This is a genomic window from Rhodococcus sp. DK176 (genome assembly GCF_038447315.2).
GTDB lineage: Bacteria > Actinomycetota > Actinomycetes > Mycobacteriales > Mycobacteriaceae > Rhodococcus_F > Rhodococcus_F jostii_A.
The window spans coordinates 3,860,091-3,884,792 of the sequence record NZ_CP118321.2; the positions used below are offsets into that span (position 1 = coordinate 3,860,091).

23 protein-coding genes are annotated in these 24,702 nt (G+C 67.4%); 15 read left to right on the forward strand and 8 right to left on the reverse strand.

The genetic code is table 11. From position 1 onward, the window contains the following. Positions 1-158: 158 nt before the first annotated feature. Positions 159-1,967: a sulfoacetaldehyde acetyltransferase gene (xsc, locus tag PSR88_RS18195; RefSeq protein ID WP_011596196.1), complete on the reverse strand. Its 1,809-nt coding sequence runs from the start codon at positions 1,965-1,967 to the stop codon at positions 159-161. A gap of 199 nt (positions 1,968-2,166) precedes the next feature. Here xsc and PSR88_RS18200 point away from each other — a divergent pair, with 199 nt between their 5' ends. The 4 genes from PSR88_RS18200 to PSR88_RS18215 are packed head-to-tail and all read left to right on the forward strand — an operon-like array spanning position 2,167 to position 6,424. Further along, on the forward strand, positions 2,167-3,000 hold the full coding sequence (locus tag PSR88_RS18200; protein ID WP_011596197.1) for an IclR family transcriptional regulator: 834 nt from the start codon (positions 2,167-2,169) through the stop codon (positions 2,998-3,000). A gap of 10 nt (positions 3,001-3,010) precedes the next feature. Then, complete coding sequence (locus PSR88_RS18205) at positions 3,011-3,979, forward strand: AAA family ATPase (protein ID WP_016884750.1); 969 nt, start codon at positions 3,011-3,013, stop codon at positions 3,977-3,979. Positions 3,980-3,989: 10 nt separating this feature from the next. Then, complete coding sequence (locus tag PSR88_RS18210) at positions 3,990-5,696, forward strand: cobaltochelatase CobT-related protein (RefSeq protein ID WP_016884749.1); 1,707 nt, start codon at positions 3,990-3,992, stop codon at positions 5,694-5,696. 44 nt (positions 5,697-5,740) lie between these two features. After that, complete coding sequence (locus PSR88_RS18215) at positions 5,741-6,424, forward strand: phosphonatase-like hydrolase (protein WP_016884748.1); 684 nt, start codon at positions 5,741-5,743, stop codon at positions 6,422-6,424. Between the two features lie 78 nt (positions 6,425-6,502). On the opposite strand, the gene pdxS is transcribed toward PSR88_RS18215, so the two are convergent. Together pdxS and PSR88_RS18225 are read right to left on the reverse strand one after the other, a co-directional pair. Beyond that, complete coding sequence (gene pdxS / locus PSR88_RS18220; protein ID WP_011596201.1) at positions 6,503-7,393, reverse strand: pyridoxal 5'-phosphate synthase lyase subunit PdxS; 891 nt, start codon at positions 7,391-7,393, stop codon at positions 6,503-6,505. Next, positions 7,390-8,937: an amino acid permease gene (locus tag PSR88_RS18225; protein WP_016884746.1), complete on the reverse strand. Its 1,548-nt coding sequence runs from the start codon at positions 8,935-8,937 to the stop codon at positions 7,390-7,392. The genes pdxS and PSR88_RS18225 overlap by 4 nt, the downstream gene beginning before the upstream one ends. A gap of 648 nt (positions 8,938-9,585) precedes the next feature. Here PSR88_RS18225 and PSR88_RS18230 point away from each other — a divergent pair. The 4 genes from PSR88_RS18230 to PSR88_RS18245 all read left to right on the forward strand — a co-directional run bounded on the left by PSR88_RS18230 (position 9,586) and on the right by PSR88_RS18245 (position 15,694). After that, entirely contained in the window at positions 9,586-10,989 is a 1,404-nt protein-coding gene (locus PSR88_RS18230; protein WP_237724213.1) for an amino acid permease, read from the forward strand. A 141-nt stretch (positions 10,990-11,130) separates the two neighbouring features. Further along, entirely contained in the window at positions 11,131-12,477 is a 1,347-nt protein-coding gene (locus PSR88_RS18235) for a hypothetical protein (RefSeq protein WP_029539749.1), read from the forward strand. Next, a complete protein-coding gene (locus PSR88_RS18240) occupies positions 12,477-13,487 on the forward strand; it encodes a glutamate ABC transporter substrate-binding protein (protein ID WP_016884743.1) in 1,011 nt (336 codons plus the stop codon). Before PSR88_RS18235 ends, PSR88_RS18240 begins: the two co-directional genes overlap by 1 nt. Positions 13,488-13,525: 38 nt before the next feature. Then, a complete protein-coding gene (locus PSR88_RS18245) occupies positions 13,526-15,694 on the forward strand; it encodes a serine/threonine-protein kinase (RefSeq protein WP_016884742.1) in 2,169 nt (722 codons plus the stop codon). Positions 15,695-15,708: 14 nt separating this feature from the next. Here the strand turns inward: PSR88_RS18245 and PSR88_RS18250 are convergent, their stop codons facing one another. Continuing rightward, positions 15,709-15,924, reverse strand: coding sequence for a hypothetical protein (locus PSR88_RS18250; protein ID WP_016884741.1), 216 nt, complete (start codon positions 15,922-15,924; stop codon positions 15,709-15,711). 203 nt (positions 15,925-16,127) lie between these two features. On the opposite strand from PSR88_RS18250, the gene PSR88_RS18255 reads away from it, so the two are divergent. Further along, on the forward strand, positions 16,128-16,895 hold the full coding sequence (locus tag PSR88_RS18255; RefSeq protein WP_016884740.1) for a thiazole synthase: 768 nt from the start codon (positions 16,128-16,130) through the stop codon (positions 16,893-16,895). A 76-nt stretch (positions 16,896-16,971) separates the two neighbouring features. Here the strand turns inward: PSR88_RS18255 and PSR88_RS18260 are convergent, their stop codons facing one another. Both PSR88_RS18260 and PSR88_RS18265 read right to left on the reverse strand, forming a co-directional pair. After that, positions 16,972-17,970: a PHP domain-containing protein gene (locus PSR88_RS18260; protein ID WP_029539747.1), complete on the reverse strand. Its 999-nt coding sequence runs from the start codon at positions 17,968-17,970 to the stop codon at positions 16,972-16,974. 45 nt (positions 17,971-18,015) lie between these two features. Continuing rightward, positions 18,016-18,891, reverse strand: a complete 876-nt coding sequence (locus PSR88_RS18265; RefSeq protein WP_016884739.1) for a LysR family transcriptional regulator ArgP — start codon at positions 18,889-18,891, stop codon at positions 18,016-18,018. A gap of 72 nt (positions 18,892-18,963) precedes the next feature. Between PSR88_RS18265 and PSR88_RS18270 the strand changes: the two genes are divergently transcribed. The 5 genes from PSR88_RS18270 (at position 18,964) to PSR88_RS18290 (ending at position 22,015) form a co-directional block, all read left to right on the forward strand. Then, complete coding sequence (locus PSR88_RS18270; RefSeq protein ID WP_011596210.1) at positions 18,964-19,584, forward strand: LysE/ArgO family amino acid transporter; 621 nt, start codon at positions 18,964-18,966, stop codon at positions 19,582-19,584. A gap of 226 nt (positions 19,585-19,810) precedes the next feature. Continuing rightward, entirely contained in the window at positions 19,811-20,392 is a 582-nt protein-coding gene (locus tag PSR88_RS18275; RefSeq protein ID WP_011596211.1) for a hypothetical protein, read from the forward strand. After that, positions 20,392-20,796: a TIGR03668 family PPOX class F420-dependent oxidoreductase gene (locus PSR88_RS18280; RefSeq protein WP_011596212.1), complete on the forward strand. Its 405-nt coding sequence runs from the start codon at positions 20,392-20,394 to the stop codon at positions 20,794-20,796. The genes PSR88_RS18275 and PSR88_RS18280 overlap by 1 nt, the downstream gene beginning before the upstream one ends. Positions 20,797-20,851: 55 nt before the next feature. After that, positions 20,852-21,520 (forward strand): SDR family oxidoreductase, encoded by a 669-nt coding sequence (locus PSR88_RS18285; RefSeq protein WP_016884737.1) that lies wholly within the window; start codon positions 20,852-20,854, stop codon positions 21,518-21,520. Between the two features lie 153 nt (positions 21,521-21,673). Continuing rightward, complete coding sequence (locus PSR88_RS18290; RefSeq protein ID WP_011596214.1) at positions 21,674-22,015, forward strand: hypothetical protein; 342 nt, start codon at positions 21,674-21,676, stop codon at positions 22,013-22,015. 3 nt (positions 22,016-22,018) lie between these two features. Here PSR88_RS18290 and PSR88_RS18295 read toward each other — a convergent pair whose 3' ends face one another. Continuing rightward, the gene (locus tag PSR88_RS18295; protein ID WP_029539746.1) at positions 22,019-22,669 is read right to left on the reverse strand and encodes a maleylpyruvate isomerase family mycothiol-dependent enzyme; all 651 of its coding nucleotides are present in this window, start codon (positions 22,667-22,669) and stop codon (positions 22,019-22,021) included. A 147-nt stretch (positions 22,670-22,816) separates the two neighbouring features. Next, positions 22,817-23,824, reverse strand: a complete 1,008-nt coding sequence (locus PSR88_RS18300) for an alpha/beta fold hydrolase (RefSeq protein ID WP_016884736.1) — start codon at positions 23,822-23,824, stop codon at positions 22,817-22,819. 121 nt (positions 23,825-23,945) lie between these two features. Between PSR88_RS18300 and PSR88_RS18305 the strand changes: the two genes are divergently transcribed. After that, positions 23,946-24,701 (forward strand): GntR family transcriptional regulator, encoded by a 756-nt coding sequence (locus PSR88_RS18305; RefSeq protein WP_011596217.1) that lies wholly within the window; start codon positions 23,946-23,948, stop codon positions 24,699-24,701. The last annotated feature ends 1 nt before the right edge of the window (position 24,702 follow it).

Sequence of the window (24,702 nt, forward strand, 5' to 3'; positions counted from 1 at the left end):
GTTGCACCGCTTCCGTTCGCCGTTGTCTCCGTCAGAAGTGTGGGGGTCGCGGCGGCGAAGCGACAGGTCCAGACGGCGTCGAATCGTCGGTACCAGGAACGCACGGGGCGTGACCCCCGGGCGTGAGCGCCGGGGGCCACGCGCTCGCAGGGAGCGGACTACACGTAGTCCTTGTACTTGTCGAGCAGGCGAACCGGCTTCGACAGCGCGTCGCGGCGGAAGGGGTCGCCGAGTTCGCGGGTGCACATGATCTCGATGACCGTCGTCTTGCCCTCGTTCATCTGTGCGGCGACCGCGCGCTGCAGTGCGGGACCGACCTCTTCGAGCTTGTCCACCACGATGCCCTCGGCGCCCATCGCCTGTGCGATTCCGGCGAAAGACTCGCTCTCGAGCTCACCGGCGACGAAGCGGCGGTTGTAGAAGTCGACCTGGTTCTTCTTCTCCGCACCCCACTGCCGGTTGTGGAAGACGACGGCGGTGACCGGGATGTCGTGCCGGACAGCCGTCATGATCTCGCCCAGGCTCATTCCCCAGGCGCCGTCGCCTGCGTAGGCGATGGCGGGCCGTTCCGGTGCCGCCGCCTTCGCGCCGATGATGGTCGGCAGCGCGTAACCGCAGTTACCGAAGCTCATCGGGGCGAGGAAGCTGCGCGGCTTCTCGAACCGGAGGTAACTGTTGGCGACGGAGTTGATGTTGCCGATGTCCGTGGACACCATCACGTCGTCCGGCATCGCATTCTCCAGCTCCCGCAGCACCTGACGCGGGTGCAGCCAGTTGCCGTCCTCACCTTCCTGTTCGGCGATCATGTCGAGGCTGAACGCATCGCGCTCGTGCGTCCATTCGTCGAGTTCCTTCTCCCACGCGGCCTTCTCGGCGTCGATCTTCTCGCCGCGTGCCGCACGGTTGGCGTCGCAGACGAGGGACTTGCCCTCGAGCCGCTCGGTGAGGGCGACGGCAGCGGCCTTCGCGTCACCGCAGATCCCGACGGAGATCTTCTTGACCAGACCGAGCATCTTGTGGTCGGCGTCGATCTGGATGATCTTGGCATTCTTCGGCCAGTAGTCCATGCCGTGCTGCGGGAGAGTCCCGAAGGGGCCGAGGCGGGTGCCGAGGGCGAGCACCACGTCCGCCTGGCTGATCAGCTTCATCGCGGCCTTGGAACCCTGGTAGCCGAGCGGTCCGGTCCACAGCGGGTGGCTGGCGGGGAACGAGTCGTTGTGCAGGTAGCTGTTGACGACGGGGGCGCCGAGACGCTCGGCGAGTGCCTTGCACTCCTCGACACCGTCGGCCATCACCACGCCGCCGCCGGAAACGATCACCGGGAACTCGGCCTGCGCCAGCAGTTCAGCCGCCTCGTTCAGGCTCGTCTCGCCACCGGGACCGCGGTCGAGGCGGGTGGGCTGCGGGATCTCCGTCTCGATCTCACCGTAGAAGTAGTCGCGCGGAATGTTGAGCTGCGTCGGGCCCATCTCGGACATCGCGCGGTCGAAGCAGCGGCCCGTGAACTCGGCCATGCGCTTCGGGTTGTTGACGTGCCCCTGGTACTTCGTGAATTCCTGGAACATCGGCAGCTGGTTGGCTTCCTGGAAGCCGCCCAGGCCCGTTCCCATGGTGCCGGCCTCGGGAGTGACGATGACGACGGGGCTGTGCGCCCAGAACGCGGCGGCGATCGCGGTGACACAGTTGCTGATACCCGGACCGTTCTGCCCGATCACCATGCCGTGCCGCCCGCTGACCCGGGCATATCCGTCGGCCATGTGTCCCGCGCCCTGCTCGTGCACGACCGGGACGAGTCGAATGCCGGCGGGAGCGAAGATGTCCATCGCATCCATGAAGGCGGATCCCATGATGCCGAACATGTCGGTGACGCCGTTGGCGACCATCGTCTCGACGAACGCCTCCGACGGCGTCATCTTCTGTACACCGGAGACAGCGGTGCGATCGGCACCGTTCTTCTTCTTGCTCATGTGTGATCCTCCTTCAAGGGCGCGCCGGAACCGGCAGAGAATGTCAAAAATCGGAACGTTTCGTTCGTGATTTTGTGATCTGCAGTGACAGTAGGCCACGTCACACACTTCGTCAATGAATGTTCCTAAAACTGGAACGAGATGTATGATTTTTCGATACACGATGCGAATGCGTCGCCGTTTCGGCCAAGGAGGAACCGTGGGTGAGATTCACCGGATCGACGAGTCGAACGGACACCCGGCAACGGAGCTACCCGGAGACACACCGACGCTCCGCCTGTTCGCACTGCTCGAGATGATCGCATCCAAGGACCAGCTGTTCACGTTGCAGGGGCTCGTCGAGGAGACGGGCATGGCCAAACCGACCCTGCACCGCATGCTCCAGCAGCTCGAGGGCGCCGGACTCCTCACCCGGCAGAACAACGGCAGGCATTACGGCACCGGCGTGCGCCTGCGACGTTTCGCCGAGAATTTGCTGCTCAACGACACCCACCACGGCGCGCGGCACGCCATCCTCCGGAACCTCGTCGCGGAACTCGGGGAGAGCTGCAACGTGACCACCCTGTCGGGCAGCGAAGTGGTGTATCTCGACCGCGTGGAAACCTCCGAGCCCCTTCGGTTTACACTCCATGCTGGTTCGCGGGTGCCCGCGCACTGCTCGGCCAGCGGCAAGATGATCCTGTCGCAGCTCAGCCCCGCCCAGCGCCGGCGACTTCTCGGGCGGATGCCGCTCGAGAGGTACACCAACAAGACGGTCACCGACATCGAGCTGATCGAGACCGAACTCAAACAGGTCCGCCGCGACGGCTACGCCATCGACGACGAAGAGTTCCTCCCCGGCCTCGTGTGCGCCGCGGTGCTCGTCCCCTGTGCCACAGGCAATTCCAATCTCTGCATCGCGGTCCAGGCCCCGGTCATGCGACTCACCCCAGACAAGGCGCTCAAGCTTCTGCCCGCACTCCGGCGGGCAGCCGACGCCATCGGCGAGATCGAGAACGAGGTCATGGACGACGGTTCGTCAGACCTGAACTGAAGGAGGGCGCATGCCCGAAATGACCACTGCGACAACCAGCCACGTGGTGTCCGCACGCGAGCTGTTCGGACTCGACACCGACCTGACGGTACGCGCCTTCCGCGAACCCGCCGACCACGTCCCCGACGTCGACCCCGCATACCGGTTCGATCACGCGGTGACCACGGCCCTGCTCGCCGGGTTCAGCCGCAACCGACGAGTGATGGTGCAAGGCCTGCACGGCACCGGCAAGTCCACGCACATCGAACAGGTCGCGGCGCGGCTCAACTGGCCGTGTGTGCGGGTCAACCTCGACGGACATCTCAGCCGGCTGGACCTGATAGGCCGGGACGCGGTGGTGCTGCGAGACGGCAAGCAGGTCACCGAATTCCAGGAAGGCATCCTGCCCTGGGCACTGCAGCGACCCGTCGCCCTCATACTCGACGAATACGACGCCGGCCGCCCCGACGTCATGTTCGTCATCCAGCGTCTCCTCGAACGCGACGGGAAACTCACCCTGCTCGATCAGAACAGGGTCCTGACTCCACATCCGGCCTTCCGGTTGTTCGCCACCGCCAACACCGTCGGCCTCGGCAATCTCAACGGGTTGTATCACGGTGTGCAGCGGCTCAATCACGCGCAGATCGATCGCTGGAACATCGTCGCGACGCTCGATCACCTCCCCGCGGAACAGGAAATCGAGATCGTGTCCGCGCGGGTGCCGTCGCTGAGCCGGGAGCTCATCCGGTCGATGGTCGCCGTGGCCAACCTGACCCGGAGCGGTTTTCGGGTGGGCGACCTGTCGACGCTGATGTCGCCGCGCACGGTGATCACCTGGGCCGAGAACATCGAGATCTTCCACGACCCGGCGCTGGCATTCCGGTTGTCGTTCGTCAACAAATGCGACGAGGCCGAGCGGCCCGTCGTCGCCGAGTACTTCCAGCGATGCTTCGACTCGGAACTGGAGCGGTCTGCGATGCTCGCAACGAGCACGGCCTGAGCGGGCAGTCATGACAGAACTGCCTGTGCGTCCCGCGTCGGTCCGCCGTCAGCAGGAGGTGCACGAACTCTGTGCCGGCGCGATCCGCGCCCTCGCGGGTCAGGGTGGGTTGCACTTTCGCGGACCGGAACTCCATCGCGGACATCGGCGCGTGCCGATGCCCGCCCCACACCTGCACCCGTCGTTCGACGGCGCCGACTTCGCATCCTTCCGCGGTGCGGCGGACGGCATGGCGTCACGCCTCCTCCACACCGACCCCGTCCTGCATCGCAGCCTATGCCCGGACGACACGGCGGGCCGGCTGATCTTCGAGATCCTGGAACAGTTCCGCGTCGAGTCGCTGGCCGCCGACGCGTGGAGCGGCGTGCGCGCCAACCTCTCCCACCGCTTCGCGCAGTGGTCGCAGGACTACGTGACGTCCGGTCTGACCGAGACCGTGCACGGGATGCTGCTGTTCACGGTGACGCAGATGTGCCGGGCCCGGATCACCGCCGAGCCGATTCCCGAGGCCACCGAGGACCTGATCGAATCGACGCGGTTCGCTCTCGCCGCCGTTCTCGGCGACCACCTCCCGTGGCTGCGTCGAACCCGTTTCTCGCAAGACGACTTCGGCGTCCACGCACAGGACGTCGCCGAGCTGATCGGCCGTCACCTGGAGTCACCCGCCGACACGGACGGCTCGTCCGACGACCGGAGCGACGGCCGGGCGGCGTTCTCCCTCCTGTTCGACTTCGACCCCGACGACGACGAGACCGTCGCGACCGCGGTGTCGGGACGCAGTCGCGCGCTGGGGGAGGGCGGAGACGGATACCGCGTGTTCACCCGCGCCTACGACGAGACCCGGCAGATCGCGTCCCTCGTCCGCCCCGAGTTGCTCCAGGACTACCGCCGGCGACTCGACCTCGTCATCGACACGCAGCATCTCAACGTCCGGAAACTCGGACGGCAGCTGAAGGCGCTGCTCTCGGAACCGGTCCGCGACGGATGGGAAGGCGGCCGGGAAGAGGGGTACCTCGACGGTCGGCGGCTCGCCCAGCTGGTCACCTCGCCCACCGAGCGCAGACTCTTCCGGGCCGAACGCACCGAGCCGCACACCGACACGACGGTGACCTTCCTCATCGACTGCTCCGGTTCGATGAAGGAGTTCGGCGAACCGGTCGCGGTGCTGGTCGACGTGTTCGCCCGGGCCCTCGAACTGGCCGACGCCCGGTGCGAGATCCTCGGTTTCACGACCGCTGCATGGAACGGGGGCCGAGCCCGCCGAGACTGGCTCCGGTCGGGCCGTCCGTACGACCCGGGACGGCTCAACGAGGTCCGGCAGCTGGTGTTCAAGGACGCCGAGACTTCCTGGCGCCGAGCCCGTCCCGCGATCGCCGGGCTGCTGAAGAACGACCTGTTCAAAGAGGGCGTCGACGGTGAGGCCGTCGACTGGGCGTGCTCCCGGATGCGGGACCCTCAGGGCCGCAGGCTCCTGTTCGTGATCTCGGACGGAAGCCCACTGGACGGCGCCACCGCCCTGGCCAACGACGAGTTCTATCTAGACCACCACCTGCAGGTCGTGGTCGAGCGACACGAGGACGAGCGGGCCGTCGAGGTGTACGGACTGGGAGTCGGGCTGGATCTGAGCCCGTACTACGACCGCTGCCGGACACTCGATCTGTCGCACGGTACCAACAGCGACGTCATTGCCGACGTGCTGTCGATGATCGGCCACTGACAGCCATCACCTGCCAGTGACGCAACAGTGAAGGAGTCACACCCATGACCGCACACGGGGTTTCCCTGGTCACCTTGGACATTGCCGGAACGAGCGTCGACGAAGGCGGCGCCGTGTACGTCGCGTTGCGCGACACCGTCGAGAAGCACCTCGGCGAGCCGATTCCGGACGCTCGGTTCGACCGGTGGAAGGGCACGGGCAAGCGGCAGGCCATCGAGGGACTGCTACGGGAGACCGGGGTGCCGGCTGAGAAGAATGTCCTGGACGCCGTCGAATCCGATTTCACCGCAATGCTTCTGGACGCGTACCGGAAGACACCGCCCACCGCACTGCCCGGGGTTCACGATGCCTTCGGTGCGTTGCGGCAGCGCGGCATCAAGATCGTTCTCCAGACCGGCTATTCCCGCGAGATCGCGGAACCGCTACTGGAGCAGGTCGGGTGGGAGATCGGGCGGGACATCGACGGTGTGATCACGAGCGATCAGGTGCGGATGAGCAGGCCGTCGCCGTATCTCGTCTTCCGCGCCATGGAGCTCGCCGGAGTGCAGAGCGTCGACGCGGTGCTGGTGGGTGGTGACACCCCGAACGATCTCCGAGCAGGGACGAACGCCGGGGCGCGGTACGTGGTGGGTGTCCTGACCGGCGCACACGACGCGGCGGCGCTGCGTCCGGAGCCCCACACGCACATCCTGGAGAGCGCCGCGAAGATCCCCGAACTGCTGGGCTGAAAGACAACTGTGGGCCGGTTCTGCTGCACGACAGCGGAACCGGCCCACAGTGTTTTCGGAGGAGCAGGGATCAGAACGTCACCAGCCGCGTTCGGCGAGCCGGTGCGGGACGGGGATGTCGTCGACGTTGATCCCGACCATCGCCTCACCCAGCCCACGGGAAACCTTCGCCAGCACATCCGGGTCGTCGAAGAACGTGGTCGCCTTCACGATCGCCGCGGCCCGCTCCGCCGGGTTACCCGACTTGAAGATCCCCGACCCGACGAACACACCCTCCGCACCGAGCTGCATCATCATCGCCGCATCCGCCGGGGTGGCGATGCCACCGGCAGTGAACATCGTGACCGGCAACTTCCCGGCCTTGGCGACCTCGACGACCAGATCGTACGGCGCCTGCAACTCCTTCGCCGCCACATACAGCTCGTCCTCGCTGAGCGAGGTCAACCGGCGGATCTCCCCACCGATCGTCCGCATGTGCGTGGTCGCGTTCGACACGTCACCGGTACCGGCCTCCCCCTTGGACCGGATCATCGCCGCACCCTCGGTGATCCGCCGCAGCGCCTCACCCAGATTGGTGGCACCACACACGAACGGGACGGTGAACTGCCACTTGTCGATGTGGTTCGCGTAGTCGGCCGGGGTCAGCACCTCCGACTCGTCGACGTAATCGACCCCGAGGGACTGCAGGATCTGCGCCTCCACGAAGTGCCCGATCCGGGCCTTGGCCATCACCGGGATCGACACCGCGGAGATGATGCCGTCGATCATGTCCGGATCACTCATCCGGGACACCCCACCCTGCGCCCGGATGTCCGCGGGCACCCGCTCGAGCGCCATCACCGCGACCGCACCGGCATCCTCGGCGATCTTCGCCTGATCGGGGGTGACGACGTCCATGATGACCCCGCCCTTCAACATCTCGGCCATGCCACGCTTGACGCGTGCCGTACCGACGGCGGAATTGTTCACGACTGTCTCCTCTGATGACGATGGGTGTGCGGCTCCTGTTGTGCCGCGGCAAGCAGTTCGATGTCCGAGCCGCCGAGCGTCTCCACGGACTCGATGCGCTTCTCCGCCTCCGCAACCGACTCGTCCGCGGAACCGATCGGGGGAGCACCGGACAGCGATTCGTCGTCGCGACCGCCCTTGCCGAGCAACTTCCGCACCTCGTAGCTGATCAGGATGACGATCAACGTCAGACCGCTCATGAGGAACTGGGAGCGGGTGGTCGGCAGGAACGCCATCGCGAGGATGACGGTGGCCATCAGGGCGATGGTGGCGTAGCTCAGCCACGGGAACAACCACATCCGTAGTTGCAGTGCGGCTGGGTCTTCGCGCTCGAGTCGACGCCGGAGCACTACCTGGGAGATGGCGATCAGGAGGTACACGAAGAGCGCGACGGCGCCGTACGAGTTGACGAGGAAGCCGAAGACGACGTCGCCCCACACGTACGTGCAGGCGACGGAGACGTATCCGACGGTGGTGCCGAGCAGGATCGCACGACGGGGCACACCGTTGCGGGACAGTGTCGTGAAGAACTTCGGGGCGTCGCCGTTGCGGGTGAGCGCGAACAACATTCGGGACGTGGTGTACAGCGCCGAGTTCAGGCAGGAGAGGACCGCCGTGAGGACGATGAAGTTCATGATCGTCGCGACACCGGGAATTCCCAGGACCTCGAGCACCGCGGCGTACGGGCTCACACCCACACTCTCGGTGTTCCACGGCTGGATCGTGACGACCACGAGAATCGAACCGACGTAGAACGTCACGATCCGCACCACGATCGACCGCATGGCGTGGGCGACAGCACGCTTCGGCTCCTCCGACTCGGCGGCCGCGATCGTCACGATCTCGGCTCCCGTGTAGAAGGCCACGCAGGGGACGACCGCCGCGAGCACCGCGCCCCAGCCGAGCGGGGTGAAGCCGCCGTGGTTCACGAGGTTGCCGAGCCCGGGCGTCGAATCGGGCCACAGCCCGGTGATCCACAGGGCCCCCATCCCGAGAAACAGAACGATCGCCACGACCTTGATCGACGAGAACCAGTACTCGAACTCGCCGTAGGAGCGGGCGGACACCATGTTGGTGGCCGTCAGCAGGAGCATCAGCCCCAGGCTCAGGAGCCACAGCGGGATCATCGGCAGCCAGAGCTGCAGGATCCGGCCACCGGCGATCGCCTCGACGGCGACGACAATGACGAAGAAGTACCAGTACATCCACCCCGTCGCGAACCCGGCGCGGCGCCCCAGGGCCTGGCGGGCGTAGACGTAGAACGATCCGACCACCGGCCGGGCCACCGCCATCTCCGCCAGCATCCGCATGATCAGCAACGTGATGATGCCTGCGATGAGGAAGGAGATGATCGCGCCGGGGCCGGCCCCGCCGATGACGACACCGCTGCCCACGAAGAGACCGGCGCCGATCACCCCGCCCAGGGCGATGAGGTTCATGTGCCTGCGTTTCAGGCCCTTGCCGAGACCTGAACTGTCGGTGTGTCCGGGAACGGTACTGTCCACATTTCCTCCAGAAGGCGCTGCCGGGACCCTCGCCCGACACGACCTCGTCGGTCGTACGTCGATGCGGGCACCCACCGGTTCAGCGACCCAATCGTATGTGTGATCCACATCACTTATTCCAGTGTTCACCTCACACTACGACTGGTGCCAGAACTCGCCCAGAGCCAGTTGCCTCGCAAGCGATGGGTCCAGTTCGACCGCGGAACCGCCGACCGAGAAACCCCGTGAACTGGGAAGACGGCGGTCATCACCGGGAGGAGCGTGTTCGGTTGGCCCGGCGGTGCGCTGTCGCGCCCGATCTGGATCCCCCGGCGCCGGCGCTCACCCACGAGACCGTGTACACGCCCTTACCCTGTGACCAGTGGTAACGAACTGGTCCTCAGACGTGCCGTCGAACTGGCACTGTGCTGCCCACCGGACCCTCCATACAGTGTTGTGCATCACATCAACAGTTCAGTTCGCGGTGGATCGTCTCCCGTATCTCCGCCGGCACTGTTCTCCGTTCCAACCGCCCGACGATCCGGCCCCGGATCGCGATGGCGACCTGACGATTCCGGTCAGCGCACAGTGGAGGAAAACGTGACTTCAACACCACCCCCGGTCCAATCCCAGGACTCCGGCCTCGGAAAGGGCCTGAAGAAGCGGCACATGAACCTCATCGCCCTGGGCGGCGTGATCGGTGCCGGATTGTTCGTCGGCAGCGGCGTCGTCATCGAGAGCGCAGGCCCGGCGGCGATCGTGTCGTTTCTCATCGCGGGGGTCATCACACTCCTGATCATGCGGATGCTGGCGGAGATGGCGGTGGCCCGGCCGGTGGTCGGATCGTTCTACGTGTACGCCAGGGAAGCGCTCGGCAATCGCGCCGGCTTCTCCGTCGGCTGGATGTACTGGTACTTCTTCGTCATCGTCGTCGCCGTCGAAGCCATCGCCGGCGGCCGAATACTCCAGCTCTATCTCCCGTCCGCGCCGCTGTGGATCCTCAGCCTCGGGCTTCTCGTCATCCTGACCTGCACCAATCTCGTGTCAGCGCGTTCGTTCGGCGAATTCGAGTACTGGTTCTCGTCGATCAAGGTGATCGCGATCGTCCTCTTCCTCGGTTTGGGCGCACTGTGGATCACCGGACTGTGGCCGGACGCGACTCCCGGAGTGGCGAATCTCGTCAGCCACGGCGGATTCGCCCCGCTCGGCTGGGGCGCGGTGCTCGCCGCGGTCGTCCCCTGCGTGGCCTTCTTCACCGGGGCCGAGATCGTGACAATCGCGGCCGCCGAGTCCGCGGAACCCAAGAAAGCGGTCGCCCGGGCGATGCGTTCCATCGTGGTCCGGATCATCACCTTCTACGTCGGTTCCATCTTCGTGGTCGTCGCGGTGGTGCCGTGGAGCACGGAGGCCGTCGGCGTCAGCCCCTACGCGGCAGCCCTCTCCGCCCTGCACATTCCCGGTGTCGCCACGATCATGAACGTCGTCATCCTCACCGCGGTGCTGTCCTGCCTGAACTCCGCGCTGTACACCTCCTCGCGGATGCTCTTCGCGCTCACCCGCAACGGCGACGCCCCGCACATGTTCACCCGACTGTCCGGCGGCGGCGTGCCCCGGCGCGCGATCCTCGCCGGAACGGTGATCGGCTACGCGTCGGTGATCGCGGCGTTCGTCTCCCCGGATCTCGTGTTCTCGTTCCTGGTCAACTCGTACGGCGCCGTGGCGCTCTTCGTCTACCTCATGATCGCGATCTCCCAGGTCGCGCTCCGCAAGAAGCTGGAAGCGCGAGATCCCGAGGCCCTCAGCCTGAAGATGTGGCTGTTCCCCTGGCTCAGCTACGCGACCATCGTCCTGATGGGAGCCGTGATCGCCGCCATGGCCGTGCTCCCCACCACCCGTTCGCAGTTCTGGCTGAGTGTGGTGACTCTCGCCTTCATCCTGATCGGGTACGAGTTCCGCCGCCGCAGCCGGACCAGCGCCGAACGCCTCGACACCGTCACACCGCCCGCGGCCTCGCCCGGCGACGGATCCGACGCGGAACAACTCGTCGGAGTCGTCACCCGCGAGCAGCCCTGACGCACCCGCCGTACCGAAGGACAGGGACCGCATCAGCGGTCCCTGTCCTTCTCTGTGCGTCCGATGCCACATCGGCTTTTCCGGCACGACCCGCCGAAAATCGGGGCACACTTGCAGAAGACCTCGGCGGAGGAGGGCACCGTGTTCCACCGCGGAGACGACGCCGTCACCGAAGAACACTCGCTGGACGAGTCCCTGCTCGTCGAGCCCGAATCCCGGAGCCGGCCGTGGCGGGAATTCCTCGTCTCGACCCCGGGACGACTGTCCGTGCTGGGGATCGCCCTCGTGACCGCCGCGCTGGCGACCGGGGCGATCACGTCGGCGACGATCGGTGCCCGGCAACAGCGCATCGAGACCCTGCGGACACACACCGAACCCCTCACCTACGCGGCCGAACGGCTCTACAGTTCGCTGTCCATCGCCGACGCCGCGGCCGCCACGTCCTTCATCTCGGGCGGTGTCGAGCCGATCGACGTCCGCAATCGGTACAACCAGGCGATCGGGGACGCGTCGAACGCGCTGGTCACCGCGTCTAACGGCGTCGACTCGACAGACGCCGCGGCCCTCGCGCTGCTGTCCGAGATATCGCGGGATCTCGCCGACTACACCAGCCTGATCGCCACGGCCCGCGCCAACAATCGGTCGGGCAACCCGGTCGGCGTCGCCTATCTCAGCGACGCCTCCACGATGATGCAGGACACGATCCTGCCCGCAGCCGAGAGCCTCTACTCGGAGCAGTCGAGAGCCGTCGCCGACACCCAGGTCCTCACCGCGCGGCTCCCGAGAGCCGCATCCGCCGTCGCCGTCGCCCTGCTCGTCGCGCTCGTCCTCGCGCAGGTGTACCTGGCGCGCAAGAGCAAACGCCGCGTCAATCCCGGCCTCGTCCTCGCCTCCCTCCTCGCCGCCACCCTCCTGATCTGGCTGGCCGCCGCCACCCTGGTCTCCACCGCGGCCACGGACCGAGCGAGAACCCAAGGGGCGCAACCACTCGGCACGATCACCCAGGCGCGGATCCTCGCCCAGCAGGCCCGGGCGGACGAGACCCTCGCGCTGCTGCAGCGCGGCTCCGACGAACAGTCCGAGGTCGACTACGCCCGGCGGTCGGCCGAACTCGCCGACATCCTCGGGGCGCTGCAGGACGGCGATCACGGGCCGGCGACGACACCGCCGATCGACGCCGCCGTCACCGCGCTCGGCGACTGGCGGCGCGCGCACACCATGCTGCAGGAGAAGCTCGACGTGGGGGACTACCCGGGGGCGAAGGCCATCGCGATCGGCCCCGCGGACTCGGCGTCCCCCGCCACCTTCGCGGCGCTCGACGAGTCGTTGCAGGACGGCATCGACCGATTCCGCAGCGAGGAACTCGACGGGATGGCCGACGCATATCGCTCGTTGTCGCTGCTCGCGGTGGGTAGCATGGTGATCGGCGTCCTCTGCGGGTTCGCCGTCGGTGGGGGGATCTGGCCCAGACTGAACGAGTACCACTGATGACGCGGGTGATTCGACCGAGACGGCTGACGCGCCCGCGCGCCCTCCTCCTCTCCGCCGCCGTGGTCGCCGTCCTCGCAGCCGGATGCGCCACCCCGCAACCCCTCACGCCCACCGTCAGCGGCGACTACTCGGAGGTGCCGCTGACGAGTGGGGCCGAGATCCTTCTGCCCACCGGCGACGTGCCCGAGGAGCCACCCGCACCCGACTCCTGCGGTGCGCTCGCGAGTCTCCGCCCCGCCGCCACCCCGGACGTCCGGGCGCCGGGAAGCTCGCTGGCCGAGATCACCGCCCGCGGCCGGCTGATCGTCGGAATCGATCAGAACACCAACCTCTTCAGTTTCCGGGATCCGACCACCGGCATGCTGATGGGATTCGACGTCGACGTCGCGGGCGAGATGGCGCGGGACCTGTTCGGTGACCCCTCCCGGGTCGAATTCCGCCTCCTCACGTCCGGCGACCGCTTCGACGCCCTCCAGAACGAGGACGTGGATCTCGTGGTGAAGAGCACGTCGATCACGTGTGAACGGTCCGAGCGTGTCGCCTTCTCCACCGTGTACTTCCAGGCCTATCAACGTCTGCTGGTGCCGAAGGGCTCCGGTATTTCCGGCCCGGCGGATCTGGCGGGCAAGCGCGTCTGCACCGCCGGCGACACCACCTCGCTGGACACCGTTCGCCGAGTGCAACCCGAAGCCACGATCGTGGCGGTACCCGACTGGGACGACTGCCTCGTGGTCCTCCAGCAGCGGCAGGCCGACGCCGCGAGCACCGACGACTCCATCCTCGCCGGGCTCGCCGCCCAGGACCCGAACCTGGAGATCGTCGGCCCGCCGCTCGAATCGGAGCCGTACGGCATCGGGGTCAACAAGAACCACGACGATCTCGTGCGCTTCGTGAACGGCACGCTGGATCGGATGCGTGCGGACGGAACCTGGACGAGGCTCTACGACAACTGGCTGACGGTTCTCGGCCCTTCCGCCGGACCACCCGCCCCCACGTACCGGGACTGAGGTGACACCGAGTGAGCGACGAAACCAGACGAACACCGATGGACGACCCGCAATCCACCAGGGGTGTGCGGTTCGATCCGTTCGCGGACGACGACGATGACGACGTCCCCTCCGCACGCACGGTGCCGGACGCCGCCCACACCTCCGACCTGTCGATGCTCCTGACCAATCCCGTTCTGGCGGAGCACAAACGTTACTGCGACCGATGCAAGCGCCCCGTCGGACGTTCCACTGCCGCGCGGCCGGGCGACACGGAGGGGGTGTGCACCCACTGCGGCACCGTCTTCTCGTTCGCCCCGCAACTCGAGGCGGGTGAACTGGTCGCGGGCCAGTACGAGGTCCTGGGGTGCCTCGCCCACGGCGGTGTCGGCTGGATCTACCTCGCGCTCGACCACAACGTCAGCGACCGCTGGGTTGTCCTCAAGGGCCTGCTGCACTCGGGCGACCCCGAGGCCCAGGAGGTAGCTCTCGCCGAGCGCCGGTTCCTCGCCGAGGTGACGCATCCGAGCATCGTGAAGATCTACAACTTCGTCGAACACCCTGGGATGGACGGCAATCCCATCGGCTACATCGTCATGGAGTACGTCCGGGGCAGAACCCTGCGCGACCTGCTCACCGAACTGAAGGAGGACGCCGGACCCGACGACCCGAAGCCGATGCTGCCGGTGGAGCACGCCATCCGCTACCTCCTCGAGGTCACGCCCGCGCTCGGATACCTGCACTCGATGGGGTTGGTGTACAACGACCTCAAGCCCGAGAACATCATGATCGGCGACGACTACGACCAGCTCAAGCTCATCGACATGGGCGCGGTCGCCAGGATCGGGGATCACGGATACATCTACGGCACACAGGGTTACCAAGCCCCCGAGATCGCCACCACCGGTCCCACCGTCGCCTCCGACATCTACACCGTCGGGCGGACGCTCGCCGTGGTGACCCTCGACATGCCCACCGCCGGCGGCTGTTACGTCGACGGCCTGCCAACGCCCGAGGAGGCGCCGCTGCTGGCGGAGTACGAGTTCTACCACCGGCTGCTGCTCCGGGCCATCCATCCCGATCCGGCCCGGCGGTTCGCGTCGGCCGAGGAGATGTCGACCCAGCTCGAGGGTGTCCTGCGCGAGGTGCGGGCCCAGCAGACCGGCCACCCGCAGCCGGGGCTGTCCCACCGGTTCAGCCCGCAGCGCACGACGTTCGGGACCGACCTCACGATCAGCCGCACCGACGTCTACGTCGACGGGCACCGCCGGGACGAGCGGATCAGCGCGATGAGTATCGTTCGAGCGCTGCCGATTCCGTTGGTGGACCCGGACGATCCGGCCGCCCCGTTGCTCTCCGTCGTCCACAGCCGACCGAGGGAGCTTCTCGATTCACTGCACAGGGCGAAGGAGGCGGCGGACGACGGTGTGGCGTCCACGAGCATCGAGATCCCGCTCGCCGAGGTACGCGCGCACCTCGACCTCGGGCAGCCCCGTGATGCCGCCACCATTCTCGAATCCCTCGACCATCAACGTGAGGACACGTGGCGCGTCGACTGGCACACGGGACTGTGTGCGCTGGTGGGCGGCGACTTCGAGGCGGCATTCACCCGGTTCGATTCCGTCCTGACCGCGCTACCGGGCGAGGAGGCCCCGAAGCTCGCCCTCGCGGCGACGGCCGAGATGTGGTGCGAATACCGCTCCGGTGAGGACATCGGGCGGTGGCGCCGGACCGCCGAAAAGTATTACTGCACAGTGTGGCGCACGGATCACGGCGCGGTGAGTGCGGCGTTCGGATTGTCGCGGCAACTGGAGCACCGCGACGACCGGGCGGCCGCGGTGGAGGCCCTCGACGAGGTGCCACCGACATCCCGGCACTATGCCGAGGCCCGGTTGACGAGTGTGCTGATGCTCGTCCACGATCGGCCCCTCGCCGAGGTGAGCGAACGGGATCTGCAGGAGGCCGCCCGGCGGGTCGAACTACTCGCCCACGACGAGCGTCGCGCACTCCAGACCCGGGTGCTCGTCCTCGGCGTGGCCGTCGACTGGCTGCACGCCGGCGGCATTCCCGAGACCACGCGGATCCTCAGCGTGCCGTTCACAGAACGCGGTCTGCGCACCGGGGCGGAGTCGGCGCTCCGGGCCCTCGCCCGCAAGGCCCCCGAGCGCAGGCATCGGTACACCCTGGTGGATCTCGCCAACCTGATCCGCCCGACCACGTGGCTGTGACTCCCGGACTCGGGTCACCGCACCCCGAATCCGGTGTGCTCGCGGCCCCACCGGGCATTCCACGCCATCACCTGCACGCGGTCGCTCAAAGCATCACGGCTGCGGACCGTTTCGGCCAGCTGGCCCATGAGTTCGATGATGCGGCGCCGGGCGTCCTCCAGTTCCGTTGCCAGGCGCTCCTCCTCCCTCGACCTCGCGGTGCGGTTTCTGCGCGCGACCATGGTGTTCATCTCTACTCCGATCGTGACGACGTGGTGTTCGGCTCCTCGCACCGACAACTCTGGGCCGTCTGGTACGGGTCCAGAAGATCCAGATAGACGGCGAGACAGGGGTCCAATCTGGACCTATGACGTAGCGCACAAGTGGTTCTGACGTCGGAGACGATTCGATCGTAGGGTTCAAGTGCTCGCCGAAATCTCGACCGGAGGTACCCATGCGCATCCACACCGACGCACTCACGATCGCGGGCCGGGACTTCTCGTCCCGCCTCGTCATGGGCACGGGCGGTGCGGCCAACCTCTCGGTACTGGAAGAGGCACTCGTCGCCTCGGGCACCGAACTGACGACGGTGGCACTGCGCCGGGTGGACGCCGCGGGGAGAACCGGGCTGCTCGAACTGCTGGATCGACTGGGCATCGCGTTGTTGCCGAACACAGCCGGCTGCCGGGGCGCCGCGGAGGCGGTGCTGACTGCGCGCCTGGCTCGCGAGGCCCTGGGCACCAACTGGGTCAAGCTCGAAGTGATCGCCGACGAGCGCACGCTCCTGCCCGACGGGATCGAACTCGTCTCGGCAGCAGAACAACTCGTGGACGACGGATTCGTCGTGCTGCCGTACACCAACGACGACCCCGTGCTCGCGCAGCGCCTGGTCGATGCCGGGTGCGCCGCCGTGATGCCGCTCGGGTCGCCGATCGGCACCGGGCTCGGTATCTCGAACCCCCGCAACATCGAGATGATCGTCGCGCGCACCGGCGTCCCGGTCATTCTCGACGCCGGGATCGGCACCGCCAGCGACGCAGCTCTGGCGATGGAACTCGGCTGCGACGCCGTGCTGCTCGCCTCCGCGGTGACGAGGGCGTCAGACCCTCCGCTGATGGCCGCGGCGATGGCCGCAGCGGTCACGGCCGGGCACCTCGCCCGGAATGCCGGACGGATCCCGAAACGGTTCTGGGCGCAGGCGTCGTCGCCGGTCGCGGTGTAATCGGGCATCCGTGAAGCCGGGCCTTCGGCCCGTGCGCGGTTGACGAGCCCCTGCACTCGTCAGCCACGCACGGGCGCTACTTGGCCCATTCCAGCAGGTCGTCGGCGGACCACGTGTTCACGACGCGGTCGGCCTCGACACCGCACCGCATCGCCCGCTCGCATCCATACCCCTGCCAGGCAAGTTGCCCGGGTGCATGCGCGTCGGTGTCGATCGAGAACAGGCACCCCAGGTCCATGGCCAGATCGATGAGACGGCTCGGGGGGTCGCGGCGTTCGGGACGGCTGTTGATCTCGACGGCGGTGCCGTTGTCGCGGCACGCGGTGAACACCTGCTCCGCGTCGAACGTCGACTCCGGCCTGGTCCCGCGCCCGCCTTCGACGAGGCGGCCGGTGCAGTGTCCCAGCACGTCCACCAGCGGATTCTCCACCGCCCGGACCATGCGGCGGGTCATCGCCCCGCGCTCCGCCCGCAACTTGGAGTGCACACTGGCGACGACGATGTCGAGTTCGTCGAGCAGATCCGGATCCTGGTCGAGTGAACCGTCGTCGAGGATGTCGACCTCGATGCCGGTGAGGATGCGGAACGGTGCCAGTTCCTCGTTCAGCTCGGCGATCACCTCCAGCTGAGAACGCAGCCGCTCCGCCGACAGCCCGTTCGCGACCGTCAGGCGTGGGGAATGGTCTGTCAGAGCGCAGTATTCGTGACCCAGCGCAGCTGCACTGCGCATCATTTCGTCGATGGGGCTGCCACCGTCCGACCAGTCGGAGTGAGTGTGCAGGTCGCCTTTCAGTGCCTCCCGCAGCGCGCCGCCGCCGATCGGCTCCGCGTTCTCCCGTAGTTCCGCGAGATAGACGGGCACCCCGTCGAGCGACTCCCGGATCACGGTCGCCGTCTTGGGTCCGATGCCCGGCAGATCCTTCCAGCTGTCGGTGCGCCGGCGGACGTCCCGCTGCTCCTCGGACAGTTCGGCCACCACGTCGGCGGCACGCCGGTACGCCTTCACCCGGTGCGTCTCCGCACGCGACCGTTCGAGCCAGAACGCTGTCTCTCGCAGGGCCTGCACCGGGTCCATCGGGCTGTCGGCGTCCATGCCTCCAGTGTTGCGCCCGCCCCGACGTCACCGCAACGCTTCGCGCGCCCCGTCCCGGACTGCGGTGGTGAGCGCCGCGAGGATCGGCGAATCCAGCTTCCATCGCTGCCAGTACAGCGGGACGTCGACCGGGCGGGACGGGTCGAGTTCGACGAGCCCGTGGTCGTCGCCGGTGTGTAATTCCGGCAGCAGTCCCCAGCCCAGTCCGTGGCGGACGGCGTCGGAGAACGCCGAAGAGCCGGGAACGAAGTGCCGCGGCGGCTGGAGCCTGCGCCGCGTGAATCCGCGCAGGAACCGGGCCTGCAGTTCGTCCTTGCGGTCGAAGTCGAGCATCGGCGCCACCGCGAGGGCGTCCGCCGTCGGGCCGTCGGGGAGCCAGCGGTCGGCGTAGTCGCGGCTGCAGAGCGCGCGGTACCGCATCGACCCCAGCTTCTCGACGGTGCAGCCCTGCACCGCCTCCGGGACGGACGTCACCGCGGCCATCACCGTGCCCTCCTTCAGCAGGGTGGTCGAGTGGAATTCGTCTTCCCGATGCAGATCGAACAGCGCCCGATGCTCCGGCGCCAGGCGGGCGAGGGCCGGAATCATCCACGTGGACAGCGAATCCGCGTTGACGACCAGCGACAGCGTGCTCGTCGTCGCCTCCTCGGGATTGAGGGACGACATGGCCTCGCGCTCGAGGTGGGCCATCTGGCGGGCGAGCGTGAGCACGACGTGCCCGGACTCGGTGGCCCGGACCGGCTTGGCCCGCTGCACCAGCACGCGTCCGACCTGCTGCTCGAGTGCCTTGATCCGCTGGCTCACCGCGGACGGCGTGATGTGCAGGACCCGGGCCGCGGCGTCGAAGGTGCCTTCGTCGATCACGGCCGCGAACGTGCGGAGAGAAGCGAGGTCCAGATCCATATGAAGCAATGCTAATGGCAATGAAGGATAATTAGCTGGATTGATGGTCGCGGGCTTCGTAGCGTGGTCCTCATGCACCTCACCCCTGCCTTGCTCACGGCGGCCGCCGGCTTCGGTACCGGCCTGTCGCTGATCGTCGCGATCGGCGCGCAGAACGCGTTCGTCCTGCGACAGGGGATCGCACGCAGGCACGTCCTGCCGGTGGTCGTGCTGTGCGCGGTGTCGGACGCCGTGCTCATTGCCGTCGGGATCAGCGGGATCGGCGCCGTACTCGCGCACGCTCCGGCCGCCATCACCGTGATCCGCTGGGCGGGCGCGGCATTCCTCGTCTCCTACGCGGTGCTCGCCGCTCGCCGCGCCCTCCGCCCCGGAACGCTCGATGCGACGCAGGAAATAGGATCGGCGACCCTCGCGACGTCGATCCTCACCTGCCTCGCACTCACGTGGCTCAACCCGCACGTGTACCTCGACACGGTGCTGATGCTCGGCTCGGTGGCCAACAACCAGGGCGATTCGGGCCGGTGGCTGTTCGGTCTCGGTGCCGCCACCTCGAGCGTCGTCTGGTTCCTCGCGCTCGGCTACGGCGCCCAGTTCCTGCACCGGGTGTTCGCCCGCCCCGGCGCGTGGCGCGTGCTCGACGCCGGGATCTCCGCATTGATGCTCACCCTCGGCATCACCCTCGTCACGAGTTAGGCGTGTCTCCCAATTCCTCTCGGATGCACCTGGCTCGGATGCACCTGGCGAAACAATCGTCGTCCGGCAAGGCGGAGGAGAAGCCGATACCGCTGTCGTATCGGCGCCGACGACAACGCAGCAGGCCGGCGATTGGGCGTCAGGAGCGCCGAACCGGGAATTGGGAGACACGCCCTCAGTCAACATTTGATTGACAAGATGACTCTTGTCAACGAATACTTGACACATGCCGGACGCCGCGCTCACCCAACTGCTGTCGGACGCGATCGCCAAGGCGGACCCCGAGATCGACCCGAGGCTGGACCACGACCCCGCCGCCTACCTGGCCCTCGTCCGGCTCACCTCGCAGGCACGGGAGTCGGTCGACGAACTGCTGGTCTCCGCGATCGCCGCCGCACGCTCCGCCGGCCACAGCTGGGACACGGTCGGCGCCGCACTCGGCATGTCGCGGCAGGCGGCGCAACAACGCTTCGGCAAACGGATCGGCGACGCCCCCGACACGGACCCGGACGGCCGGACCCGCCGGCTCACCCCGCTCACCGCGTTCAACGAGATGCGCATCCTCAACCACGCCGGTTCGTACGGCTGGCACTCCGTCGGGTTCGGCACCCTGTTCCACACCGTCCGCAAGTCCGAGGAGCAGTGGGAACACACCCGCGTGTCGGCGCTGGCGAGCCGCCAGAAGCTCGAGTCCGACGGCTGGCAGAAGGTCGGGACATTGTGGTTCCCCTGGGCGTACTTCAAGCGCCCGTTGGGCATTCCCGCCCTCCCAGAACCGGTGAGCGGCGACTACCTGATGGAACCGTGATGGACGCCGTCGCGCGATTCGCGGCCGCCCGCATCGCGCGGCTCGCCACGGTCGGGGCCGACGGGGTGCCGCACCTCGTCCCGCTCGTCTTCGCACTCGACTCCGACACGATCTACTCCTGCGTCGACCACAAACCGAAGCGCACCAAGGCCTTACGACGTCTCACGAACATCGCGGCCAACCCCGCGGTCACCCTGCTCGTGGACCACTACGACGAGAACTGGGACCACCTGTGGTGGGTGCGGGTCGACGGCCGGGCCGAGGTGCTCACCCCCGACTCCCCGGCGGGCGGCGCCGCGATCGACGTCCTCGCCGCGAAGTACCCGCAGTACGTCGACCGCCGCCCCGACGGGCCGGTGATCGCGATCCGCGACCTGACGTGGCACCACTGGTCCGCGCTGTGAGTACTTGTCAACCGCCCGACGTTGACAAGTACTCACGGGCGTTAGCCTCGACAGCATGCCCACAGCCCTGATCACCGGCGCGAGCCGTGGCCTCGGAGCCGCCATCGCCCGCGAACTCGCCCCGACCCACGACCTCCTGCTCGGCGCCCGGTCGGCCGGGTCGCTGACCGACATCCTCGACGAACTGCCGGAGGCGACGCCCTGGCCGGTCGAGCTGACGGACTACGACGCGCTGGCGGCGGCGTGCGCCCCGATCGAGCGACTCGACGTGCTCGTCCACAACGCCGGCGTCGCCGATCTCGCGACCGTCGCGGAGTCGGCCGTCGAACAGTGGCGGCACACGCTCGAGGCGAACGTCGTCGCGGTGGCCGAACTGACACGGCTGCTGCTGCCCGCTCTCCGCGCCGCGGGTGGGCACGTCGTCCTGATCAACTCGGGTGCCGGGCTCCGCGCGAACGCCGGATGGGCGTCGTATGCGGCGAGCAAATTCGCCCTGCGGGCGTTCGGTGACGCGCTGCGTCTCGAGGAGCCGTTACTGCGCGTAACGTCAATTCACCCCGGTCGGATCGACACCGATATGCAGCGCGCCATCGTGGCCGGCGAGGGCGACGAGTACCTGCCGGAGAAGTATCTGAAGCCGTCGACCGTCGCAAAAGCCGTGCGCAACGCGGTGGAGACACCGAGTGATGCGCACCCCACAGAAATCGTGCTGAGGGTCCGCTGACAACGAAGAAACCTGCGTGAGATAGATCACAGATTGATCTCACAGAAAGGCTTTAAGCTGCTCACAATCAGTCGCCCTACAGTTCTTCTCATCAGCAGAGGTCGCAAACGTGAGTCAGATTCAACGAGCTGACTCCCAGGAGGTATCCCCACGATGAACACCGACCAGCGTATGTACAGCGACACCGTCGTCGCCGTCGACGGCGACGTCTTCGCGACGATGTTCACCCTCGATCTCGGCGACGGCGAGGTCGATCGCGAAGCAGTCGAGCGGATTCACGGCGGCGACTTCGACGAGTGGATCGAGGCGGCAGCGCGGTCCGGTCTGTTCACTCCGCAGGCGGTCGCGGGCCTCGTTCAGACGTGGCAGGACAACCCGAAGTCCTTGTTCGACGCCCTGCTCGTCGATGCCGACGAGATGACCCACAAGCGCTACGCGATCATCTGGGACGCGCTCGACGAGGCCGACACGTTCGAGAACGTCGAGTACGCCTGACGCTCAGAACGGCCACGCGGGCACGGGCGGCAAGCCCTCCCGCGTGGGGCGCCCGATAACCCACGCCAGCAGGTCGGTGCGCGGAAGTTCCGGCACCGCGACGTCCGGATGCCTGGCCGCCAGCTCGGGCAGCTCCGCTTCCAGCGTGTGCTCCACGAAGGCCGCCGGCCAGTCGGCCGCCGAGTAGTCGAGCCCCAGGTCGACGTGGTGGATCTCGAGCTCACGCCACCGCAGCACCGGCACCTGCCGCGCAGGCACCCGCTGACGCCAGTTCACCGGCGTCTCGTACAGATCTTCGGTGATCCGCCGCAGCGACTCGAGCACCCGCCGTCCCGCGAAGCGGAAATCGGCCGCCAGTAGTTCGGCCGGACGCCCGGCCCCCTCCTCGATCGCCGCGGCCCGCGCGGCCGGGCCGCCCGGGTACATTTCGGGCGCGGCCTCGCCGGTGATCACCCCGACCGCGAACCGGTTGAGCGCGTCCGCATTCCTCGCGAGGTGCGTGACGACGTGCCCCCGGCTCCACCCCGGCAGCAACGACGGCTCCCGCGCCTGGTCGTCGGTCAATCCCTCCAGCGTCGCCTCCACCGTCCGGTGCGATTCGGCAACCGTGTCGAGCAGTTCGGCATACGACAGTGCGGCACTCGGCGACGTCATGCTGACGATGCTAGGCGATGCCACCCACAGCCCACCCACGACACAATCCTCGGGTTTCCAGTGACGGAACGGGGACGATCGATGCCGCATCGAAGGCTCTGGCGCGCAAGCGGTCCGGGGAGTGGGTGTTCACCGCGCACCTCGAGATCACCGGTCACCTGCCCGAGCCGAGTCGCCGTCGTCGCCGCCTGTACCGCCCGCGACGAACGTGAGCAGCAGCTCGTTCACCTCGTCCGGTCTTTCCTGCTGGACGAAGTGCCCGGCGCCCTCGACGAGATGGAGTCCGCGCAAGTCGGGGACGGTGTCGCGCATCCGGTCGAGGGCCTGCGCACCACTCATCGTGAGGACGGGATCGTGCGCACCGGCCACGAACAGCGTCGGCACCTCGATTTCGGCTCCGGCGAGATTCCCGGAGCGTTCCCAGTTGGCGTCGTACGCCCGGTACCAGTTCAGTCCGCCGGTGAATCCCGTCCGGGTGAAGACCTCCACATAGTGGTCGAACTCGTCCTCCGTCAGCCACGACCACGGCAGGGGTGGGGCTTCGGGCAGCACGTCCAGGTAGCCGTTGCCCTCCGAGGGGTGCTGCCAGATGTCCAGATAGCGGTAGGCGCCCGACAACGCATAGAACAGCCGCTGCAGGAATCCGCGGGGATCGGCGTCGAGTTCGCGGTCGGCGACACCGGGTTCCTGGAAGTAGTGGATGTGCAGGAAGTGCTTGCGCGCCATCGACGCATACAGCTCCGACGGTCGCAGCGGGAACCGGTCGGGCGCGTAGGGGACCGCCAGTAGCACCAGCCCGGACACGCGTGTGCGGTGACGCAGTGCGACGGTCCAGGTGACCGGCGCGCCGAAGTCGTGGCCGACGAACACGGCACGCTCGTGACCGAGCGTGTCGAGCAGGCCGATCAGCGCGTCCGACACCCGCTCGTTCGTGTAATCGTCGATGTCGCGGGGCACGTCGGTGCCGCCGTAGCCGGGCATGTCCGGGGCGATCGCCCGGTACCCGGAAGCCGCGAGAGCCCGCATCTGATGGCGATAGCTGTAGCCGAGCCCCGGGAATCCGTGGCACAGGACTACGGGCGGACCGTCACCGAGTTCGGAAATCTGCCAACGGAATCCGTCGACCGTGACCACCCGCTCCGTCGACGACGCCATGCTCCGCATCCCTCCACCGGCTGGAACGTGTTTCAGCACTGTAGCGTAACGACGACGCCATTAGAATGCACCTGACTCGCAGTGGCGACCGTCGACCGGCGGGGAAGTGGAGTGATGCGCAATGGTGGAGGCACGCTCCCGCCATGAGTTCGTCGCACTCCAGCTCCGGCAGCGCATCATGCAGCGGCAATACGCGGTGGGTGAGTCGCTGCCCAGCGAAAGCATGCTGTGCGCGGAGTTCGAGGTCTCGCGCGGTCCCGTGCGCCAGGCCCTGGCGACGTTGAAGAACGAGGGGCTCATCCAGCTGTCCCAAGGCAAACCGGCCGTGGTGCGCAGTCACGACATCACGCAAACCCTGGACACGTTCACCCCTTTCTCGCAGTGGGCGCGTCGAACCGGCCGCGTCGCGGGGAGCCGCACGCTCGAGATCTCACGTCGCCGGGTGTCCGAACCTGCCGCCAGCGCATTGGGATCGGCTCCGGACGACTTCGTCGTCGAGGTGCTCCGCGTCCGGCTGCTGGACGGCGAACCGACGATGATCGAGCGGAGCACGTTCACCGACCGCGTCGGCTCCCTGCTGTTCGACTTCGACATCGACACCGGATCGATCACCGATTACCTCACCTCCCGCGGCGTCCGCTTCGAATCCATGGAGCACGTGCTCGACGCCGTCGCCGCAACTGGGGTCGACGCCGAGAATCTCCGCATCGACCCCGGCAGCCCGTTGCTTCGGGAACGTCGGACGTCGCGGGATCAGAACGGCGACACGTTCGAGTACGCGGACGATCGGTACCGCCCCGACCTCGTCGCCTTCAGCATCGTGAACGCCCGCACCATCGACCCCCGTCTTCCGTCGGACGACGGCAACGGAGCCTGAT

Excerpts from the sequence above, each read along its gene's own strand:
- xsc (WP_011596196.1), bottom strand. The coding sequence starts at position 1,967 with ATGAGCAAGAAGAAGAACGGTGCCGATCGCACCGCTGTCTCCGGTGTA.
- PSR88_RS18205 (WP_016884750.1), top strand. The coding sequence starts at position 3,011 with ATGCCCGAAATGACCACTGCGACAACCAGCCACGTGGTGTCCGCACGC.
- PSR88_RS18210 (WP_016884749.1), top strand. The coding sequence starts at position 3,990 with ATGACAGAACTGCCTGTGCGTCCCGCGTCGGTCCGCCGTCAGCAGGAG.
- PSR88_RS18215 (WP_016884748.1), top strand. The coding sequence starts at position 5,741 with ATGACCGCACACGGGGTTTCCCTGGTCACCTTGGACATTGCCGGAACG.
- PSR88_RS18230 (WP_237724213.1), top strand. The coding sequence starts at position 9,586 with ATGAACCTCATCGCCCTGGGCGGCGTGATCGGTGCCGGATTGTTCGTC.
- PSR88_RS18240 (WP_016884743.1), top strand. The coding sequence starts at position 12,477 with ATGACGCGGGTGATTCGACCGAGACGGCTGACGCGCCCGCGCGCCCTC.
- PSR88_RS18245 (WP_016884742.1), top strand. The coding sequence starts at position 13,526 with ATGGACGACCCGCAATCCACCAGGGGTGTGCGGTTCGATCCGTTCGCG.
- PSR88_RS18250 (WP_016884741.1), bottom strand. The coding sequence starts at position 15,924 with ATGAACACCATGGTCGCGCGCAGAAACCGCACCGCGAGGTCGAGGGAG.
- PSR88_RS18255 (WP_016884740.1), top strand. The coding sequence starts at position 16,128 with ATGCGCATCCACACCGACGCACTCACGATCGCGGGCCGGGACTTCTCG.
- PSR88_RS18260 (WP_029539747.1), bottom strand. The coding sequence starts at position 17,970 with ATGGACCCGGTGCAGGCCCTGCGAGAGACAGCGTTCTGGCTCGAACGG.
- PSR88_RS18265 (WP_016884739.1), bottom strand. The coding sequence starts at position 18,891 with ATGGATCTGGACCTCGCTTCTCTCCGCACGTTCGCGGCCGTGATCGAC.
- PSR88_RS18270 (WP_011596210.1), top strand. The coding sequence starts at position 18,964 with ATGCACCTCACCCCTGCCTTGCTCACGGCGGCCGCCGGCTTCGGTACC.
- PSR88_RS18275 (WP_011596211.1), top strand. The coding sequence starts at position 19,811 with ATGCCGGACGCCGCGCTCACCCAACTGCTGTCGGACGCGATCGCCAAG.
- PSR88_RS18280 (WP_011596212.1), top strand. The coding sequence starts at position 20,392 with ATGGACGCCGTCGCGCGATTCGCGGCCGCCCGCATCGCGCGGCTCGCC.
- PSR88_RS18285 (WP_016884737.1), top strand. The coding sequence starts at position 20,852 with ATGCCCACAGCCCTGATCACCGGCGCGAGCCGTGGCCTCGGAGCCGCC.
- PSR88_RS18290 (WP_011596214.1), top strand. The coding sequence starts at position 21,674 with ATGAACACCGACCAGCGTATGTACAGCGACACCGTCGTCGCCGTCGAC.
- PSR88_RS18295 (WP_029539746.1), bottom strand. The coding sequence starts at position 22,669 with ATGACGTCGCCGAGTGCCGCACTGTCGTATGCCGAACTGCTCGACACG.
- PSR88_RS18300 (WP_016884736.1), bottom strand. The coding sequence starts at position 23,824 with ATGGCGTCGTCGACGGAGCGGGTGGTCACGGTCGACGGATTCCGTTGG.
- PSR88_RS18305 (WP_011596217.1), top strand. The coding sequence starts at position 23,946 with ATGGTGGAGGCACGCTCCCGCCATGAGTTCGTCGCACTCCAGCTCCGG.